This is a genomic window from Solwaraspora sp. WMMB762 (assembly GCF_049179115.1).
Lineage (GTDB): Bacteria > Actinomycetota > Actinomycetes > Mycobacteriales > Micromonosporaceae > Micromonospora_E.
The window spans coordinates 3,183,334-3,199,869 of the sequence record NZ_JBMHMD010000001.1 but is presented as its reverse complement, the minus strand read 5'-3'; the positions used below and the strand labels follow the sequence as shown (position 1 = coordinate 3,199,869).

Annotated in this window: 13 protein-coding genes and 1 tRNA gene; 6 read left to right on the top strand and 8 right to left on the bottom strand. The window is 70.5% G+C overall.

Annotated elements, in window-relative coordinates; all coding sequences use genetic code 11:
* Window positions 1-88 precede the first annotated feature (88 nt).
* The 7 genes from ACN27J_RS14085 to ACN27J_RS14055 form a co-directional block, all read right to left on the bottom strand.
* Window positions 89-679 (bottom strand): helix-turn-helix domain-containing protein, encoded by a 591-nt coding sequence (locus ACN27J_RS14085; RefSeq protein ID WP_421366664.1) that lies wholly within the window; start codon window positions 677-679, stop codon window positions 89-91.
* Complete coding sequence (locus tag ACN27J_RS14080) at window positions 676-1,599, bottom strand: DMT family transporter (protein WP_421366663.1); 924 nt, start codon at window positions 1,597-1,599, stop codon at window positions 676-678. Before ACN27J_RS14080 ends, ACN27J_RS14085 begins: the two co-directional genes overlap by 4 nt.
* Before the next feature lie 12 nt (window positions 1,600-1,611).
* Window positions 1,612-2,394 (bottom strand): GntR family transcriptional regulator, encoded by a 783-nt coding sequence (locus tag ACN27J_RS14075; protein WP_421366660.1) that lies wholly within the window; start codon window positions 2,392-2,394, stop codon window positions 1,612-1,614.
* Between the two features lie 416 nt (window positions 2,395-2,810).
* A tRNA-Arg gene (locus ACN27J_RS14070) sits at window positions 2,811-2,882 on the bottom strand.
* Between the two features lie 111 nt (window positions 2,883-2,993).
* Window positions 2,994-3,689, bottom strand: a complete 696-nt coding sequence (locus ACN27J_RS14065) for a winged helix-turn-helix domain-containing protein (RefSeq protein ID WP_421366659.1) — start codon at window positions 3,687-3,689, stop codon at window positions 2,994-2,996.
* Window positions 3,690-3,908: 219 nt separating this feature from the next.
* Complete coding sequence (locus ACN27J_RS14060) at window positions 3,909-4,631, bottom strand: DUF305 domain-containing protein (RefSeq protein WP_421366658.1); 723 nt, start codon at window positions 4,629-4,631, stop codon at window positions 3,909-3,911.
* 23 nt (window positions 4,632-4,654) lie between these two features.
* A complete protein-coding gene (locus tag ACN27J_RS14055) occupies window positions 4,655-5,521 on the bottom strand; it encodes a DUF3105 domain-containing protein (RefSeq protein WP_421366656.1) in 867 nt (288 codons plus the stop codon).
* 105 nt (window positions 5,522-5,626) lie between these two features.
* On the opposite strand from ACN27J_RS14055, the gene argS reads away from it, so the two are divergent.
* The 4 genes from argS to thrC all read left to right on the top strand — a co-directional run bounded on the left by argS (window position 5,627) and on the right by thrC (window position 11,180).
* Entirely contained in the window at window positions 5,627-7,291 is a 1,665-nt protein-coding gene (gene argS / locus ACN27J_RS14050) for an arginine--tRNA ligase (protein ID WP_421366654.1), read from the top strand.
* A gap of 42 nt (window positions 7,292-7,333) precedes the next feature.
* A complete protein-coding gene (gene lysA / locus ACN27J_RS14045) occupies window positions 7,334-8,719 on the top strand; it encodes a diaminopimelate decarboxylase (RefSeq protein WP_421366653.1) in 1,386 nt (461 codons plus the stop codon).
* A 65-nt stretch (window positions 8,720-8,784) separates the two neighbouring features.
* Entirely contained in the window at window positions 8,785-10,089 is a 1,305-nt protein-coding gene (locus ACN27J_RS14040) for a homoserine dehydrogenase (RefSeq protein WP_278171213.1), read from the top strand.
* A 41-nt stretch (window positions 10,090-10,130) separates the two neighbouring features.
* Window positions 10,131-11,180 (top strand): threonine synthase, encoded by a 1,050-nt coding sequence (gene thrC, locus ACN27J_RS14035; protein ID WP_421366652.1) that lies wholly within the window; start codon window positions 10,131-10,133, stop codon window positions 11,178-11,180.
* On the opposite strand, the gene ACN27J_RS14030 is transcribed toward thrC, so the two are convergent.
* On the bottom strand, window positions 11,148-11,693 hold the full coding sequence (locus ACN27J_RS14030) for a MarR family winged helix-turn-helix transcriptional regulator (protein WP_421366650.1): 546 nt from the start codon (window positions 11,691-11,693) through the stop codon (window positions 11,148-11,150). The two genes, thrC and ACN27J_RS14030, sit on opposite strands and share 33 nt — an antisense overlap.
* A 151-nt stretch (window positions 11,694-11,844) precedes the next feature.
* On the opposite strand from ACN27J_RS14030, the gene ACN27J_RS14025 reads away from it, so the two are divergent.
* Window positions 11,845-15,183 (top strand): efflux RND transporter permease subunit, encoded by a 3,339-nt coding sequence (locus ACN27J_RS14025; protein ID WP_421366648.1) that lies wholly within the window; start codon window positions 11,845-11,847, stop codon window positions 15,181-15,183.
* Window positions 15,184-15,286: 103 nt separating this feature from the next.
* Complete coding sequence (locus ACN27J_RS14020; protein ID WP_421366646.1) at window positions 15,287-16,510, top strand: MFS transporter; 1,224 nt, start codon at window positions 15,287-15,289, stop codon at window positions 16,508-16,510.
* Window positions 16,511-16,536: the final 26 nt, after the last annotated feature.

The window sequence follows — 16,536 nt, the reverse complement described above, 5'->3', positions numbered from 1 at the left end:
CGCCTTCGATCTTGTAGTCCTCACAAACACATGATCAACAGGCGGCTGCGTCCACGTTGCACCACCCCTGCCGACCCGTCCTACCTGGTCACAGCCCTAATGGCGGCTGCCGTAGTAGGGCGGCTATGTCGCGCGGCGCTTGCTGGCGGGATACGGCGAGGCATTCGACTCGTGGCGCACGTCCCTGCATGGCTGCCTCGACAGCGAACGGTGTCAGGTCTTTCTGCCGTAGGGAGGGATTGGCGTACCGGTCTGGTCCGAGGCGCGTGAGCGGTGGTCGACTACGGACGAAGACGTCGTAGAGCATGATCGCGACCTGTGCCCACCGGTATTCGTTGACGAGCGCTGGTCCACCCATCCGCGCCGACCACATCGGAGGCGTTCGCCACGGCTCGGCGTCATGGTTCGGGCTGCCGCCGGACGACCTTGGTCGGGACAGGGGCGGCGTTTCCTGGTCGTCCGGGGCGGTGGTCACGAGCCGGATGAGCTGTCCTTCGGCGTTGAGGCAGGTGTCCAACGCCTTTGCGAGGTGCAGGCTGGGCTGTTTCTTACCGTTCTCGATCTCCCACAGGTACGAGCGCGAGAAGTACGCCTTCTTCGCCAGGTCCCGGAACGACATCCCCTGTTGTTGTCGGAGTCGGCGCATCAGTCGGACGAAGTCCGGGTCGACGACGATCATCCCCGCTTCCTTCCTGCCGGCAGAGAATCCGGCACGCTGGGCCGGTCACGTGAGGTTCGGCGCTGCACCAGCGCGACGCCCGCCAGGACCAGGAGCATGCCGAGGACCCCGGACACCGTTACCTGCTCGTTGGCGACCAGGAAGCCGAGAATCACCGCGACGACCGGCAGCAGATACGTGACCGTGGACGCCAGGGTAGGTCCGTCGTCGGTGATGAGCCGGTAGTTGAGCACGTAAGCGGCCCCGGTGCCGAGCACACCCAGGATCAGCAGGCTGACCACCGCGTCCAAGCGGAAGTCAGGAGCGGTCAGTCCGCCGAGGGGCAAGGCCAGGATCATCAGGATCGTTCCGGCCGCGAGCTGCGCGGCCGACAGCATGATCGGCGGAATTCCCCGGTTGGTGAGGAACTTGCCCATGTACACGTAGGAAATCCCGTAGCTGGCGGACGCCGCCAGGATCGCCAGCCCTCCCCAGCTAGCGACCTCGCTCGCCGACTCCCACGGCGTGAAGATGACCACCGCGCCGACGAAGCCGAGCGCCAGTCCGGCTCCCCGCGACCACGTCGCTGTGCGGTCGGTCCCGACGACGAAGGCGATCAGCGTCGTCCACAGGGGCGTGGTGGCGTTGAGTACCCCGGCGACACCGGAGTCAACGGTCTGCTCGCCGATACCGAACAGGGTGTACGGGATGGCGTTGGCGACCAGCGCCGCGACGAACAGATGCCCCCACGTTGTCCGGTCGGCCGGGAACCGCAGCCCCCGGTGTAAGGCCACGGGGATGAGCACCAGTGCACCGAGGGCCAGGCGGACAAGGACGATTTGCACCGGGGTGAAGCCGCGTAGCGCCAGTTTGATCCAGAGAAATCCTGACCCCCACAGCAACGCGAGCATCACCAGCCGTACGAGACTGCCTCGACTCATCAGACGGTCCTGTCAGTCCTCTACGGGCATGTCGTAGTCCAGGCCGTTCAGGTCACCGCGCATCACGAACCTGGTGACTTCGAACGGGGTGTGCTGCTCGTCGAAGCTGGTGTGCAGCACCTCGATGACCGGTACGCCGGGTGGCATCCCCAACCCGGTCGACTCGTCGTGGTACGGCATCCTCGCCGAGATCTCCTCGCGGATGCGGGTGATCCGGTGGCCGAGTTCTTCGAACCTGGCGTAGATGCTGCCCTTGCCGAGGGTCCGCTCGGTCGCCAGCGGCGACCCCTCGGCGACGTCGACGGGGATGTAGGTCACGCCGACCTGTACCGGCTCGTCATCGGCGAAGTACCAGTTCTCCCGCCGGATGACGGTCGCGGTGTTCGCGTCGAGGCCGAGGCGTTCGGCGACGTCGGGCGGTGGGGTGTCGCGGGTGACCGACCGGCATTCGGTCCGAGGCACGCGGCCTTGTTTCGTGACCTCGACGCGGAACGGCGACAGTCCCGTTTCGTCACGGAGCTGGCGGGAGTAGCGGTTGGCTCCGAGGCGCATCAGGGGCCGGTTCGGGCGGACGTAGACGCCTCGCCCGTGCTGCGCGACAACCAGGCCCTCCCCTTGCAGGATGCTGATCGCTTCCCTGGCGGTGTTGCGTGCCGTGCCGTACCGGGCGGCAAGGTCCCGCTCCGATGGCAGCTTGTCACTGGGTGCCAACCCGCCCGCCTGGATGCTCCGGCGCAGGTCATCGGCTATCCGTCGGCTGGGTGGTCGCCTGTCAATGCTGGTCGGCTCGTCCATGTCTGCCTGCCTGTCACTGGTGGTCCCATCACGCGCCACCCTACCGCAACTGGCTCAAGCCAGCGGCTGTGCAGCGTTCGCTGCACTCCAAAACTGGCTCAAGCCAGTTGGGTCTATTCTGAGGCTAGGAGTACGGGTGCTGATCGATCCGTTCGCCTACGGCGAGTCCGTCCTCGACGAGTTGGCCTATGCCGTACGACCTGCGGCACGCTGCCGTGTCGACGTGGCTCAACGGGGGAGAGGCGGCGCTGCGGCAGCGCATCGAACGGGCGCTGGGCCACGGCTGAGACCGTGCCGAACTTCGGCACGTATTCGGCACAGATGCTCGCCAAGGGCCGGTGACGGCCGGACAGACGATGAAGGCCGCTGACTGGGCTTGCTCTGGTCAGCGGCCTTGTCGTGCAGGTCAGAAAGGGTGCCCCCGGCAGGATTCGAACCTGCGCTCCCGCCTCCGGAGGGCGGTGCTCTATCCCCTGAGCTACGGGGGCTCAGCGACCCAGGAAGATTAGCAAACCCAGCACCGGGTCGCCGAATCGGTATCCGCCGTGTCCGGTCCCGGCCGGCGCGGTGGTCCGGTCGCCGGCCGGGACCGGAGTTGCTCAGGCTGACCGGGCCGGGCGGGCGCAGCTGGGCAGCAGGTGCGTGACGATGGTCCGAGGCAGTCGGCGGGGCAGCTCGGAGCTGGCCCAGGAGCCGTCCACCACGAGATGCACCCCGCGCCGGTTCGGTCCGCACAGCCGCAGCAGGAACTCGCGCGGCAGCGGCGGATCTATCGACGGGGTCAGGATCATGAACCGGGTCTGGCCGCGTACCGAGGCGGCCGACAGCACGTCGGCGGCCGGGGTGGTGCCGTGCAACCGGGTCCGCCCGAGCCACCACAGGTCCGTCCGGTGCTCCCGGGCCGCGCGCAGCACCGTCGGGTAGACCCGCTCCACCCACTCCTTGACCGCGTCGACGCAGAGCCCGCAGGCGCGTTCCTCCGGCCGCCGGGGCGCCAGCCCCCAGGCGTCCAGATAGTGGCCGACGTCGGTCGGGCTCAGCGTCAGCCCGAACCGCCGCTCGATCAGCGTCGCGACGGTACGCCGGCTCCACAGCTCGTCGTCCAGCGCGTGGTCCTCCGGCCATCGGCCCCGCAACAGGTCGATCAGCTCGAGTTCCTGCTCCGGTGTCAGCCCGCCAGCGTCACCGGTGGGTGATCCGCGACGGCGGGCCGCCACCGCGCCGTCACCGCCGAGTGTGTGCCGTCGGCACCAGCTCGTGATCGATCTCCGAGTATCGCTAAGAAGTGCCCCCACGTCAGGACCAACGAGGCTGTATCAGGACGGTAGCGATATGTGCCTAGAAAACGTCTGAGACGGTAGAGTCCGTCAAAGTATGCGAAGTCATGCTATAGGTATACATAACCGGCGGGGTGCACCGGGAGGCGAGCAGATACGACGCCGCCCGCCCCGGCGGAGGCCGGGACGGGCGGGGTGATGCCGGCAGGCACAGGGCCGCCGTCGGGCGGTGCGGTGTCAGCCGCCGACCTGGGACTGCAGGGTACGGATCAGCTCGATCTCCTTCTGCTGGCCGCTCACCATCGACTCGGCCAGCCAGCGCACATCCTCGTCGTCGGAGAGTTCAAGCACCCCGTCGGCCATGTGGATGCCGCCCAGGTGGTGGGTGAGCATCAGGGACAGGTACAGCCGGTCCACCTCGGTGCCGGTGGCCGCCCGCAGCTCGGCCCGCTGCGCGTCGGTGGCCATCCCCGGCATCAGACCGTCGACCACCGCCCACTCGCCGGTGGTCTCCATCCAGTCCATCCGGGGCCGGGTGCCGGTCGGCTCCAGGCCCCACTCACGTAGCCAGGTCTGCATCATGCCGATCTGGCTCTGCTGGGTCAGCGCGATGTCGCTGGCGAGGGTACGCACCGCCGGGTTCTCGCTGCGCTCCAGCACGATCATCGACATCTCCACGGCCTGCGCGTGGTGGGTCGACATGTCCCGGGCGAACCCGGCCTCCGGCGAGGCGTCGCCGGGACGCAGCAGACCGGGGGTGAGCAGGCCGGCGGCGTACCCGAGCAGGAGACCGACCACGACGGCTGCGGCCAGCCACGCGGTGCCGAACCGGCCACGGCGGCTGGGTTCGGCCGCATCGCCACCGGGCGTCGGCGGATCGGTCGGCTCCCCGCCGGCCGGGTCCGCCGGTCGGTCCTGCGTCGACGGCCCGTCGACCGGATCCCGCTCGGTGTCGGCCATCGCGTCCGTATCCGTCCTGGCGGTCACGATCCGGCGCCGCCGTCCATCTGCTGCTCCTGGGCGCCGATGTCACGTGGGGTGGTGCCGGTGGCGGTGATCCCACCCGAGCAGGTGGCACCCGGCTCGACGGTGGCGTTCTGTCGCAGCGCCCGGATGAACTCGTCGATCCGCGGGTCGTTGACGTCGTCGACGGCGAGCTGGTAGCCCCACGCCTGCAGCGAGACCGTCGACTCCAGGCCCTCGAACGGGCTCATCAGGGTGTACTCGTTGCCCTGGATCTTGCTGGCCAGCGTCTCGACCTGGTCGGCAGGCAGACCCTCCTGGTAGGTGAGCCAGACGGCGCCGTGCTCCATGCTGTGCACGGCGTGCTCGCTGGCGATCGGCGCGTCGTAGACGTCACCCATGCAGTTCTGCCAGTTCGGGTTGTGGCTGCTGCCGACCGGCGGCTGGATCTCGTACTCCAACGGGCCCCACTCGTGCGACTGCTTGCCGGCCATCGGGTCCAGCGCCGCCGGGTTGGAGTCCCGGTAGTTGACCAGGTCGGTGATGTCCGAGGCGCGGTCCTGCCATGACCGGGCCTCCTGGGAGACCGCGTAGGCCCCGTACCCGATGATCGCGGTGGCCAGCACGCCGACGCCGACCATCAGCGCAATCGGACCCCAGTTGCGCTCCTGGGTGACCTTGACCGGCTTGACGGGTTTGCGGCCGCCCTTGCCGGCTGTGCCCGGCTTGCCACCGCCCGGTCGGTTCGCCCCGGTCGGCCGCCCGCCGCCGGCCTTGCTGCCGGCCTTGCCGCTGGTCTTGCTGTTTGGCTTGCCGCCGGCCGCCGGCTTGCCGGTGCTGACCACGGAGGGGTTGCGGTTGTCGCCACCCTGGGTGCTGATGCTCATGGTGTGGTGCCTCGTCAGGTCGGTCGGTCAAGGGGCATTCAGCGGGGACACAGCAGGTGAGGGTCGCCGCCAAGGCCACGAGTCTACCCCCGGTAACATGCTTTGGTGACTCCCGCCAATCTCGCTGAGCTCGTCCGCGCCGCGGCCCGGTCGGTCTTCGTCGACCGTGACCTCGATCTATCTTTACTCCCCGACGTGGTCACCGTCGAGCGCCCACGCAACCCCGACCACGGCGACTACGCCTCGAACCTGGCGTTGCAACTGGCGAAGCGAGTCGGCACCGCCCCACGTGAGCTGGCCGCCGCGCTGGCCGCCGCGCTCAGCGAGGCCGACGGGATCGCCTCGGTGGAGATCGCCGGTCCGGGCTTCCTGAACATCCGACTCGACTCGGCCGCCGCCGGGGCGCTGGCCCGCACCGTGGTCCTGGCCGGCCGGGAGTACGGCCACAGCACCCGTCTGGCCGGCCGCCGGCTCAACCTGGAGTTCGTCTCGGCCAACCCGACCGGCCCGGTGCACCTCGGTGGCACCCGCTGGGCGGCCGTCGGTGACGCGCTCGCCCGGATCCTGCGGGCCACCGGGGCCGACGTCGGCACCGAGTACTACTTCAACGACGCCGGCTCCCAGATCGACCGGTTCGCCAAGTCTTTGCTCGCCGCCGCCCGGGGCGAGGCGGCGCCCGAGGACGGGTACGGCGGGGCGTACATCGCCGACATCGCCGGTGCCGTGGCCGCCAAACACCCCGAGGTCCGCGAACTCGACGACGACGCCGCCCGGGAGCTGTTCCGGGTCGAGGGCGTGGCGCTGATGTTCGACGAGATCAAGGCGTCGCTGGCCGGGTTCGGGGTGCACTTCGACACGTACTTCAACGAGAAGGACCTGCACGCCCGGGGTGAGCTGGAGCTGGCGTTGACCCGGCTGGGCGAGCAGGGGCGCACCTACCAGCGCGACGGCGCGACCTGGCTACGTAGTACCGACTTCGGTGACGACAAGGACCGGGTGCTGCGCAAGTCCAACGGCGAGTGGACCTACTTCGCCGCCGACTGCGCCTACTACCTGGACAAGCGGGAGCGTGGCTTCGACCAGGTCGTGATCATGCTCGGTGCCGACCACCACGGCTACATCGGCCGGTTGCGGGCGATGGCGGCCTGCTTCGGCGACGACCCGGATCAGACCCTGGAGATCCTGATCGGGCAGCTGGTGAGCCTGGTGCGCGAGGGGACGCCGGTGCGGATGTCCAAGCGGGCCGGCACCGTGGTCACCCTGGAGGACCTGGTCGAGGCGATCGGCGTCGACGCCGCCCGGTACGCGCTGGCCCGCTACTCGTCCGACTCGCCGATCGACATCGACGTGGAGCGGTGGACCCGGGCGAAGAACGACAACCCGGTCTTCTACGTCCAGTACGTGGCCGCCCGGACCGCCAGCGTGGCCCGCAACGCCGCCGAGGTGGGGCTGCAGCGGGGCGCACCGGACGACTTCCGGCCCGAGCTGCTCGACCATGAGAAAGAGAACGAGCTGCTCAAGGCGCTCGGCGAGTTCCCCGCCGTGGTCGCCTCCGCCGCCGAGCTGCGCGAACCGCACCGGATCGCCCGCTACCTTGAGGAGCTGGCCGGGGCGTACCACCGGTTCTACGACAAGTGCCGGATCATGCCGCTCGGCGACGAGGAGATCACCGACCGGCACCGGGCCCGGCTGTGGCTCAACGACGCCACCCGTACGGTGATCGCCAACGGCCTGGACCTGCTCGGCGTCTCGGCGCCCGAGCGGATGTGAATCGGCTGACACGACCCATGAGCGACGAAGGACGGTAGAGCCGTGCGCGCACACGAGGCCGGGGCCCTGCACGGTGACCTCGGCAGCCGGGGGCCGGGCTGGCTGCGTACCCCCGACGACGTCAACTCCCTGCTGCCGCAGCTGTGGCCACGGACGGTGACCCGCGCGGACGCCGGGGCGCTCACCGTCGGCGGTCGGGACGTGCGGGAGCTGGCCGCCGAGTACGGCACCCCGGCATACCTGCTCGACGAGGACGACCTGCGGGCCCGCTGCCGCGACTTCCGGGCCGCCTTCGCCGGCCAGGACGTCTACTACGCCGGCAAGGCGTTCCTGTGCCGGGCGGTGGTGCGGATCATCGCCGAGGAGGGCCTGCACCTGGACGTCTGCACCGGCGGTGAGCTGGCGGTGGCGCTGTCGGCCGGGATGCCGCCGGAGCGGATCGGGTTCCACGGCAACAACAAGAGCCTCGCCGAGCTGACCCGGGCGTTGGACGCCGGGGTGGGCCGGATCATCGTCGACTCGTTCGACGAGATCGACCGGCTGACCACGCTGGCCCGCGACCGGCAGATCCGACCGAAGGTGCTGGTCCGGGTCACCGTCGGGGTGGAGGCGCACACCCACGAGTTCATCGCCACCGCCCATGAGGACCAGAAGTTCGGCTTTTCGCTGGCCGGCGGGGCGGCCTTCGAGGCGGCCGCCCGGATCCTCGACGAGGGCGTGCTGGAGCTGCGTGGGCTGCACTCGCACATCGGCTCGCAGATCTTCGACACCAGCGGGTTCGAGGTGTCCGCCCGGCGGGTGCTGGCGCTGCAGGCGCAGATCCGCGACGCGCGCGGCGTCGAGCTGCCCGAGCTGGACCTCGGCGGCGGGTTCGGCATCGCCTACACCACTCAGGACGACCCGGCGCCGGCCCACGACCTGGCCAAGCGGATGAACAAGATCGTCGACAGTGAGTGTGAGGCGTTGCGGCTCGCCGTGCCGCACCTGTCGGTCGAGCCGGGCCGGGCGATCATCGGCCCGGCGGTGTTCACCCTCTACCAGGTCGGCACCGTCAAGGACGTCGACGGCATCCGTAGCTACGTCAGCGTCGACGGCGGAATGAGCGACAACATCCGTACCGCCCTCTACGACGCCTCCTACTCGGCGACGGTCGCCTCCCGGGCATCGACCGCGGCGCCGATCCTCGCCCGCGTCGTGGGAAAGCATTGTGAGTCCGGGGACATCGTGGTGAAGGATGAATTCCTGCCCGCCGACGTGCAGCCGGGAGATCTTCTCGCGGTGCCGGGCACGGGGGCGTACTGCCGGAGCATGGCGAGCAACTACAACCATGTGCCCCGGCCGCCGGTTATCGCGGTCCGCGACGGAGCGGCCCGGGTGATCGTCCGTCGGGAGACCGAGGCCGATCTGCTGGCACTGGACGTGGGATAGCGCCGCAGACGGCGGGACGACGTGGATAGCGCGCGCGGCGCGCGGTCGCGAGGTATGGGGTGAGCATGGGTAAGCCGGTACGGCTGGCGTTGCTGGGCTGCGGCACGGTGGGCTCCGAGGTGGTGCGGCTGCTGCACGAGCAGGCCGCCGACCTCGCCGCCCGGGTCGGGGCACCGATCGAGATCGCCGGGATCGCGGTCCGCCGGCCCAACCGGGCCCGTGGTGACCTGCCGGTCGACCCGGCGCTGTTCACCACCGACGCGCTGGGCCTGGTCAAACGGGACGACGTCGACGTGGTGGTCGAGGTGGTCGGCGGCATCGAACCGGCCCGGACCTGGCTGGTGGAGGCGCTGCGCAGCGGCAAGAGCGCGGTCACCGCCAACAAGGCGCTGCTCGCCGAGGACGGCGGCACCCTGCACGACGCCGCCGCCGAGGGCGGTGCCGACCTGTTCTACGAGGCGTCGGTGGCCGGCGCCATCCCGCTGCTGCGCCCGCTGCGCGATTCGCTGCACGGAGACTCGATCACCCGGGTCACCGGCATCGTCAACGGCACCACCAACTTCATCCTCTCCGCGATGGACGCCACCGGGGCCGGGTTCACCGAGGCGTTGGAGGAGGCGACCGCGCTCGGGTACGCCGAGGCCGACCCGACCGCCGACGTGGAGGGGTTCGACGCCGCCGCCAAGGCAGCCATCCTGGCCTCGCTGGCCTTCCACACCCGGGTCGGCGCCGACGACGTGCACCGCGAGGGGATCACCGAGGTCAGCGCCGCCGACATGGCCAGCGCCAAGGCGATGGGCTGCACCATCAAGCTGCTCTGCATCGCCGAGCGGGGCCCGGGTGCCGACGGTGCTGAGTCGGTCAGCGTCCGGGTCCACCCGGCGATGATCCCGCGCAGCCATCCGCTGGCCAGCGTCGGCGACGCGTTCAACGCGGTCTTCGTCGAGGCGGTCGCGGCCGGGCAGTTGATGTTCTACGGCCGGGGCGCCGGTGGGGCGCCGACCGCCAGCGCGGTGCTCGGCGACATCGTCGCGGTGGCCCGCAACCGGCTCGCAGGGGTGCACACGGCCAGCGAGTCCGCCTACGCCGACCTGCCGATCCGGCCGATGGGGGAGGCGGTCACCCGCTACCACATCAGCCTCGACGTGGCCGACCGGGCCGGGGTACTGGCCGCCGTCGCCGGGGTGTTCGCCCGGCACGACGTGTCGATCGCCACCGTGCGCCAGTCCGGCCGGGACGCCGACGCCAGCCTGGTGATCGTCACCCACCGGGCGCCGGACGCCGCCCTCGCGGCCACCGTCGAGGAGCTGCGCGGCCTGGACGTCGTCCGTTCCATCGCCAGCGTGCTGCGGGTCGAGGGCGGCCAGTAGCCGCCCGGTACGCTGTGCCGGCGCGAACCGAGGAGGTTGTCATGTGGCGGGGCCTGATCGAGGCGTACCGGGACCGGCTGCCGGTCACCGACGCCACGCCGGTGATCACCCTCTACGAGGGCAACACGCCGCTGCTGCCGGCGCCGGTGCTCTCCGCCCGGGTCGGTGCCGACGTCTACCTCAAGGTCGAGGGGGCCAACCCGACCGGGTCGTTCAAGGACCGGGGCATGACGATGGCGGTCTCCAAGGCGGTCGAGGAGGGCAACAAGGCGATCATCTGCGCCTCCACCGGCAACACCAGCGCGTCGGCCGCCGCGTACGCCGCCCGCGCCGGCCTGACCTGCGCGGTGCTCGTGCCGCAGGGCAAGATCGCGCTCGGCAAGCTGGCTCAGGCGCTGGTGCACGGGGCCCGGCTGCTGCAGGTCGACGGCAACTTCGACGACTGCCTGTCGATGGCGGCCAAGCTGGCCCAGGACTACCCGGTGGCGCTGGTCAACTCGGTGAACATCTTCCGGCTGCACGGGCAGAAGACCGCCGCGTTCGAGATCGTCGCCGGGCTCGGCGACGCCCCGGACATCCACTGCCTGCCGGTCGGCAACGCCGGCAACATCAGCGCCTACTGGATGGGTTACCTGGAGGACGTCGAGGCCGGCAACGCCACTCGCGCCCCGAAGATGTACGGCTTCCAGGCGTCGGGTGCCGCCCCGATCGTCTCCGGTGAAGTGGTCCGCCAACCGTCGACGATCGCCACCGCGATCCGGATCGGCAACCCGGCGAGCTGGACCAAGGCGCTCGACGCCCGGGACGCCTCGGGGGGTCTGATCGACGCGGTCACCGACCGGGACATCCTGGCCGCGTACCGGCTGCTGGCCCGGGAGGTCGGGGTCTTCGTCGAACTGGCCAGCGCGGCCAGCGTCGCCGGGCTGCTGCAGGCCGCCGTCGCCGGCAAGGTGCCGGCCGGTGCCACCGTGGTCTGCACGGTCACCGGGCACGGTTTGAAGGACCCGGAGTGGGCGATCTCCACCGCGCCGGCGCCGACCACCATCGGCAACGATCCGCTACTCGCGGCCCGCGCCCTCGACCTGGCCTGACGACGTCGCCGGTCGGGTGCAACCCGGTCCGCTGCCGGCCGGTCCGGCTCCGGCCTGGGCCGTGTCGGTTTCGGTCAGGTCGGCTTCCGCTGCGTCGACCAGCAGCCGGGCCGCGGCGGCGACGGTACGCAGCTCGTCGGTGTCCAGCCGGGCCAACAGCCGGGCCTGCCGTTCGGTGCCGGCGGTGACGATCCGGTCCATCAGTTGCCGTCCGTCGTCGGTCAGCTCGATCCGGCGGACCCGCCGATCCCTGGGGTCCTCCCGGCGGCCGACCAGCCGGTGGGCCGCGAGCCGGTCGACGATCCCGGTGACGGTGGCCATCCGTACCCCGAGCACCTGGCTCAGCTCCTGTCCCGAGGCGCTGCCGTGCAGGTAGAGCAGGAGCAGTATCTTCAGCTGTGGCACGGTGAGCTGCGAGTCGAACAGCGGGTCGGAGCGGTCGGAGGCGAACAGGAGCTGCAGCCGGCGATGGGTCGCCATGATCTGGTCGATCAGTTCGTCCCGCTGGGCCACCTGCGCTCCCTCTGGTCCGGCACGGTGGCGGGCCGGCTGCCCGCCGTGCGCAGACGTTATCCCAATAACTTCGCGTGAGGCTAACTGTTAGCCTTGGCCGAAATAATTCCCGTCGTCCCGCCGCCGGACTCTTCCAGGAGTGAGCCCGCACATGTCGTTGCTCGCCAGACTCAGCCTCGCTAACCGGGGGCTCGTGGCGCTCGTCGCGGTCGTGATCACGATCTTCGGCGCCGTCACCATCCCGACGCTCAAACAGCAGCTTCTGCCTTCGTTGGAGTTCCCGGCCGCGTTCGTCAGCGCCGGCTTCCCCGGTGCCGCGCCGGAGATCGTCGAAGCGCAGGTCACCGAGCCGATCGAGAACGCGATCTCGGCGGTGTCGGACGTGGAGAGCATTTCCTCCACCTCCAGCGAAGGGTTCGCCACCATCGAGGTCGAGTTCGCGTTCGGCACCGACCTCGACAGCGCCGTCAACGACCTGGAGACATCCCTCAACCGGATCAGCGGGCAACTGCCCGACGACGTCGATCCGGCCGTCTTCGCCGGCAGCACCGACGACCTTCCGGCGGTGGTGCTCGCCGCCACCTCGGGCGCAGGCGGGCAGCAGGCGCTCGCCCAGCGGCTCAGCGAGACCGTCGTGCCCGAGCTGGAAGGGATCGACGGGGTACGCGCGGTGGACGTCACCGGCGGCAGCGAGCAGGTGGTGATCATCACCCCGGACTACCCGGCGCTCACCGCCGCCGGCTACGACCCGTCCGCGATCGCCAGCGCGCTGCAGGCCAACGGGGTCACCGTCCCGGCCGGTGCGATCACCGACACCAGCCAGACGCTGACCGTCCAGGTCGGCAGCCGGATCGAGTCCATCGACGAACTCGGCGCGATCTACCTGACCGCCGCCGGTCGGACGCCGGTGCGGCTCGACGAGGTCGCCGAGATCAGCGAACAGACCACCCCGGCGACGTCGATCACCCGTACCAACGGGTCCGACAGCCTGGGCATCGCGGTCACCGCCGGCCCGGACGGCGACGCGGTCGGCATCTCGCACGAGATCCGCGACCGGCTGGCCGAGCTCGGCGAGGCGGCCGACACCGAGCTGGTCGTGGTCTTCGACCAGGCACCGTTCGTGGAGCGCTCGATCGAGGCGCTGACCACCGAAGGTCTGCTCGGTCTGGTGATGGCGGTCCTGGTCATCCTGGTCTTCCTGCTGTCGATCCGGTCCACCGTGGTCACTGCGGTCTCCATCCCGCTGTCGGTGCTGATCGCGCTGATCGCCCTGTGGGTCGGCGACTACTCGCTCAACCTGCTCACCCTCGGCGCGCTGACCATCTCGGTCGGCCGGGTGGTGGACGACTCGATCGTGGTGCTGGAGAACATCAAACGACATCTGGAGTACGGCGAGGACCGTCGTACCGCGATCCTCACCGGGGTCCGGGAGGTGGCCGGCGCGGTCACCTCGTCGACCCTGGCGACCGTCGCCGTCTTCGCCCCGATCGCCATCGTCGGCGGCTTCGTCGGCCAGCTGTTCGCCCCGTTCGCCATCACGGTGACCGTCGCGTTGCTCGCCTCGCTGCTGGTCTCGCTGACCATCATCCCGGTGCTCGCCTACTGGTTCCTCAAGCCGGCCGCCGCCGGCACCGACATGGAGCAGGTACGCCAGGAGGCCGAGGCCAAGGAGCTGCGCAACCCGCTGCAGCGTGGCTACCTGCCGGTGATCCGGTTCGCCACCACCCGCCGGTGGGCCACGGTCGGCATCGGGCTGGCGGTGCTGCTCGGCACCTTCGCGCTGAGCACCCGGCTGGAGACCAACTTCATCGACGACGCCGGCCAGGACACCCTGAGCATGCAGCAGGAGCTGCCGGTGGGCACCAGCCTGGCGGCGGTCGACCGGGCCGCCCGCCAGGTCGAACGGGAGCTGGCCCGCACCGACGGGATCGAGTCCTACCAGGTGTCGATCGGTAGCAGCGCCAACCCGTTCGCCGGTGGTGGCGGTGGCGCGACGAGCGCGAGCTACTCGATCACCCTCGCGGAGGGGGCCGACAACCTGGCCGTACAGCAGCGGTTGCGCGACGCGTTCGACGGTCGTGACTCCCTCGGCGAGATCACCGTCGGGGCCGCCGGTGGCGGCCCGGGCGGGGCCAGCACCAACCAGCTGCAGGTCGTGGTCCAGGCCAACGACCCGGACGACCTGGCGACGGCGACCGAGCGGGTGCGTTCGGCGATGGAGCAGACCCCGGACGTCGCCGACGTGACCACCACGCTGGCGGCCGACGCCACCCGGATCGAGGTGCGCGTCGACCGTGCGGCCGCCGCCGAGGTCGGGCTCACCGAGGCTGCCGTCGGCCGGCTCGTCGCGCAGGCCTTCCGGGGCAGCCCGCTGGGCCAGCTCACGATCGACGGTGAGCGGATGAACGTGCAGCTCAGCCCGACTGCCCGGCCGACCTCCATTGAGGAGTTGCAGGCGTTGCCGGTCGGGTCGGTGACGCTGGCCGAGATCGGTGAGATCGTCGAGGTCAGCGGGCCGGTGCAGATCAACCGGGTGGACGGTGAACGCAGCGCCACCGTAACCGGCACCGCGACCGGCTCGAACGTCGGGCAGACCAGCGCCGATTTGTCGCAGCGGCTCGACGACCTGCGCCTGCCGGCCGGTGCGACGTACACCATCGGCGGTGTCAGCGCCGATCAGGCGGAGGCGTTCGCCGACCTCGGGTTGGCCCTGCTCGCCGCGATCGCCATCGTCTTCGTGATCATGGTGGCGACGTTCCGCAGCCTGATCCAGCCGCTGATCCTGCTGGTGTCGGTGCCGTTCGCGGCGACCGGCGCGATCGGTCTGCTGGTCGTCACCGGTACGCCGATGGGTGTGCCGGCGCTGATCGGCGCGTTGATGCTGGTCGGCATTGTGGTGACCAACGCGATCGTGCTGATGGATCTGATCAACCAGTACCGCGAGCAGGGGATGAGCGTGTCCCAGGCGGTGGTTGAGGGCGGCCGGCGTCGGCTGCGGCCGATCCTGATGACCGCGATCGCCACCATCTGCGCCTTGACGCCGATGGCGCTCGGCCTGACCGGGGTGGCCGGCTTCATCGGCCAGCCGCTGGCGATCGTGGTGATCGGCGGCCTGTTCAGCTCGACGCTGCTCACCCTGGTCCTGGTGCCGACGCTCTACACCATGGTCGAGGGCACCAAGGAGCGGCTGCGGCAGCGCCGGGCCGCCCGCCGGTCGGCCGGCCCGGCCGGCGACGCGGGTGACGTCGCCGCGGCACCGGACCGGCCGTCGGGAGCCGTTACCGGCGCCGATGCCGCACGAGGCGCCGGCGGCGACGCGGCGGATGGCCGCAACGGCTCCGACGCCGCCGGCCGTACGTCGCCGGTCGCCGCGCCGCCGGCCCGCCCGTCGGCGGCGCTGGTCGACGGCACCGACCAGTTCGAGGTGCTGAAACTGCCGAAGAGCCGCACCTCGCCGCTGCCGCCGACGGATCCGCCGACGGAGAAGTGACCGTGCGGGTCCCCGGGGCGCCGGTCCCGGGGACCCGCGACGACCCGTCGCGCAGATCACACTTCGTCCACTGCCCGGTTTCCGGTCGGTAAGGTGTCGGTACGTGTCCTCACCGTTAGCGGTCCTTACCGGAAACCGGGATTTCCGCCGGCTGCTCCTCGCCGAGCTGGTCGTCTTCGGGGCGGACTGGTTCGTCATGGTGCCGCTGGTGGTGCTGCTGCCGGAGCTGACCGGCAGCGGCGTCTGGGGTGCTCTGGTGCTCGCCGTGGACACCGGCATCCACGCCCTGATGCTGCCGTTCACCGGTACGCTCGCCGACCGCTTCGACCGCCGTCGGATCCTGATCGCCGCGAACCTGGCCGCCGTCGTCGCGGTGCTGTTGCTGCTGGCCGTGCGCACCCCGGGTACCGCCTGGCTGGCGTTGTTCGCCATCGCGTCGCTCGCGGTGGCGAAGTCCTGCTACTCGCCGGCCGCCCAGGCCGCGCTACCGAACGTGGTCTCGGCGGCGGAGCTGCCCGCCGCCAACGTCTTCGCCGGTTCCGCGTGGGGCACCATGGCGATCGTCGGCGCGTCGCTCGGCGGGCTGATCAGCGCGGCTCTCAACCCGTACGCGTGCTTCTGGATCGCCGCCGCGGCGCTACTGCTGGCGGCGGTGGTCACCATGTCGATCCGCCGGCCGATGCAGGCCCCGCGCGACGCCACGCTGCCGGCACCCCGGACGCTGACCGCGATCCGGGAGGCGCTGGCCTACATCGGTGGCCGTCCGCAGGTGCTCGCCCTGGTGACCGCGAAGAGCGCGGTCGGCCTCGGTAACGGCGTACTCACGTTGTTTCCGCTGTTGGCCGGGGTGTACGGGGTCGGCGCGATCGGCACCGGCCTGCTGTTCGCCGTGCGGGGTGCCGGCGCGGTGATCGGGCCGCTGCTGACCCGCCCGGTGCTGAACCGGCGGTCCTGGCTGCTCACCGGGCTGGCCGCGTCGATGTCGGTGTACGGGCTGTCCTACGCCAGCATCTCGTTGGTCACCTGGTTCCCGCTGGTGCTCGCCCTGGTCTTCCTGGCGCACCTGGGCGGCGGCAGCAACTGGGTGCTGTCCAACTACGCCCTGCAGGCGGTGGTGCCGGACCGGCTGCGCGGCCGGGTCTTCGCCACCGATCTGATGCTCGCCACCCTGTCGATCTCGGTGAGCCAGTTGATCGTGGCCAGTGTGATCGACACTCTGGACACCCGGATCATCCTGGCGACGTGCGGTCTGGTGACCGTCACCTATGCGATCGGCTGGCGGCTGGCGACCCGCCGGCTGGACTCGGTGGTTGCGGCCAGCCGCTAGCATCGTGATATCACTTTGATAGCGAG

Coding starts and splice junctions, on each gene's coding strand:
- ACN27J_RS14025 (WP_421366648.1), top strand. CDS start 11,845: ATGTCGTTGCTCGCCAGACTCAGCCTCGCTAACCGGGGGCTCGTGGCG.
- ACN27J_RS14055 (WP_421366656.1), bottom strand. CDS start 5,521: ATGAGCATCAGCACCCAGGGTGGCGACAACCGCAACCCCTCCGTGGTC.
- ACN27J_RS14075 (WP_421366660.1), bottom strand. CDS start 2,394: ATGGACGAGCCGACCAGCATTGACAGGCGACCACCCAGCCGACGGATA.
- ACN27J_RS14060 (WP_421366658.1), bottom strand. CDS start 4,631: ATGGCCGACACCGAGCGGGATCCGGTCGACGGGCCGTCGACGCAGGAC.
- ACN27J_RS14085 (WP_421366664.1), bottom strand. CDS start 679: ATGATCGTCGTCGACCCGGACTTCGTCCGACTGATGCGCCGACTCCGA.
- ACN27J_RS14040 (WP_278171213.1), top strand. CDS start 8,785: ATGGGTAAGCCGGTACGGCTGGCGTTGCTGGGCTGCGGCACGGTGGGC.
- ACN27J_RS14080 (WP_421366663.1), bottom strand. CDS start 1,599: ATGAGTCGAGGCAGTCTCGTACGGCTGGTGATGCTCGCGTTGCTGTGG.
- thrC (WP_421366652.1), top strand. CDS start 10,131: ATGTGGCGGGGCCTGATCGAGGCGTACCGGGACCGGCTGCCGGTCACC.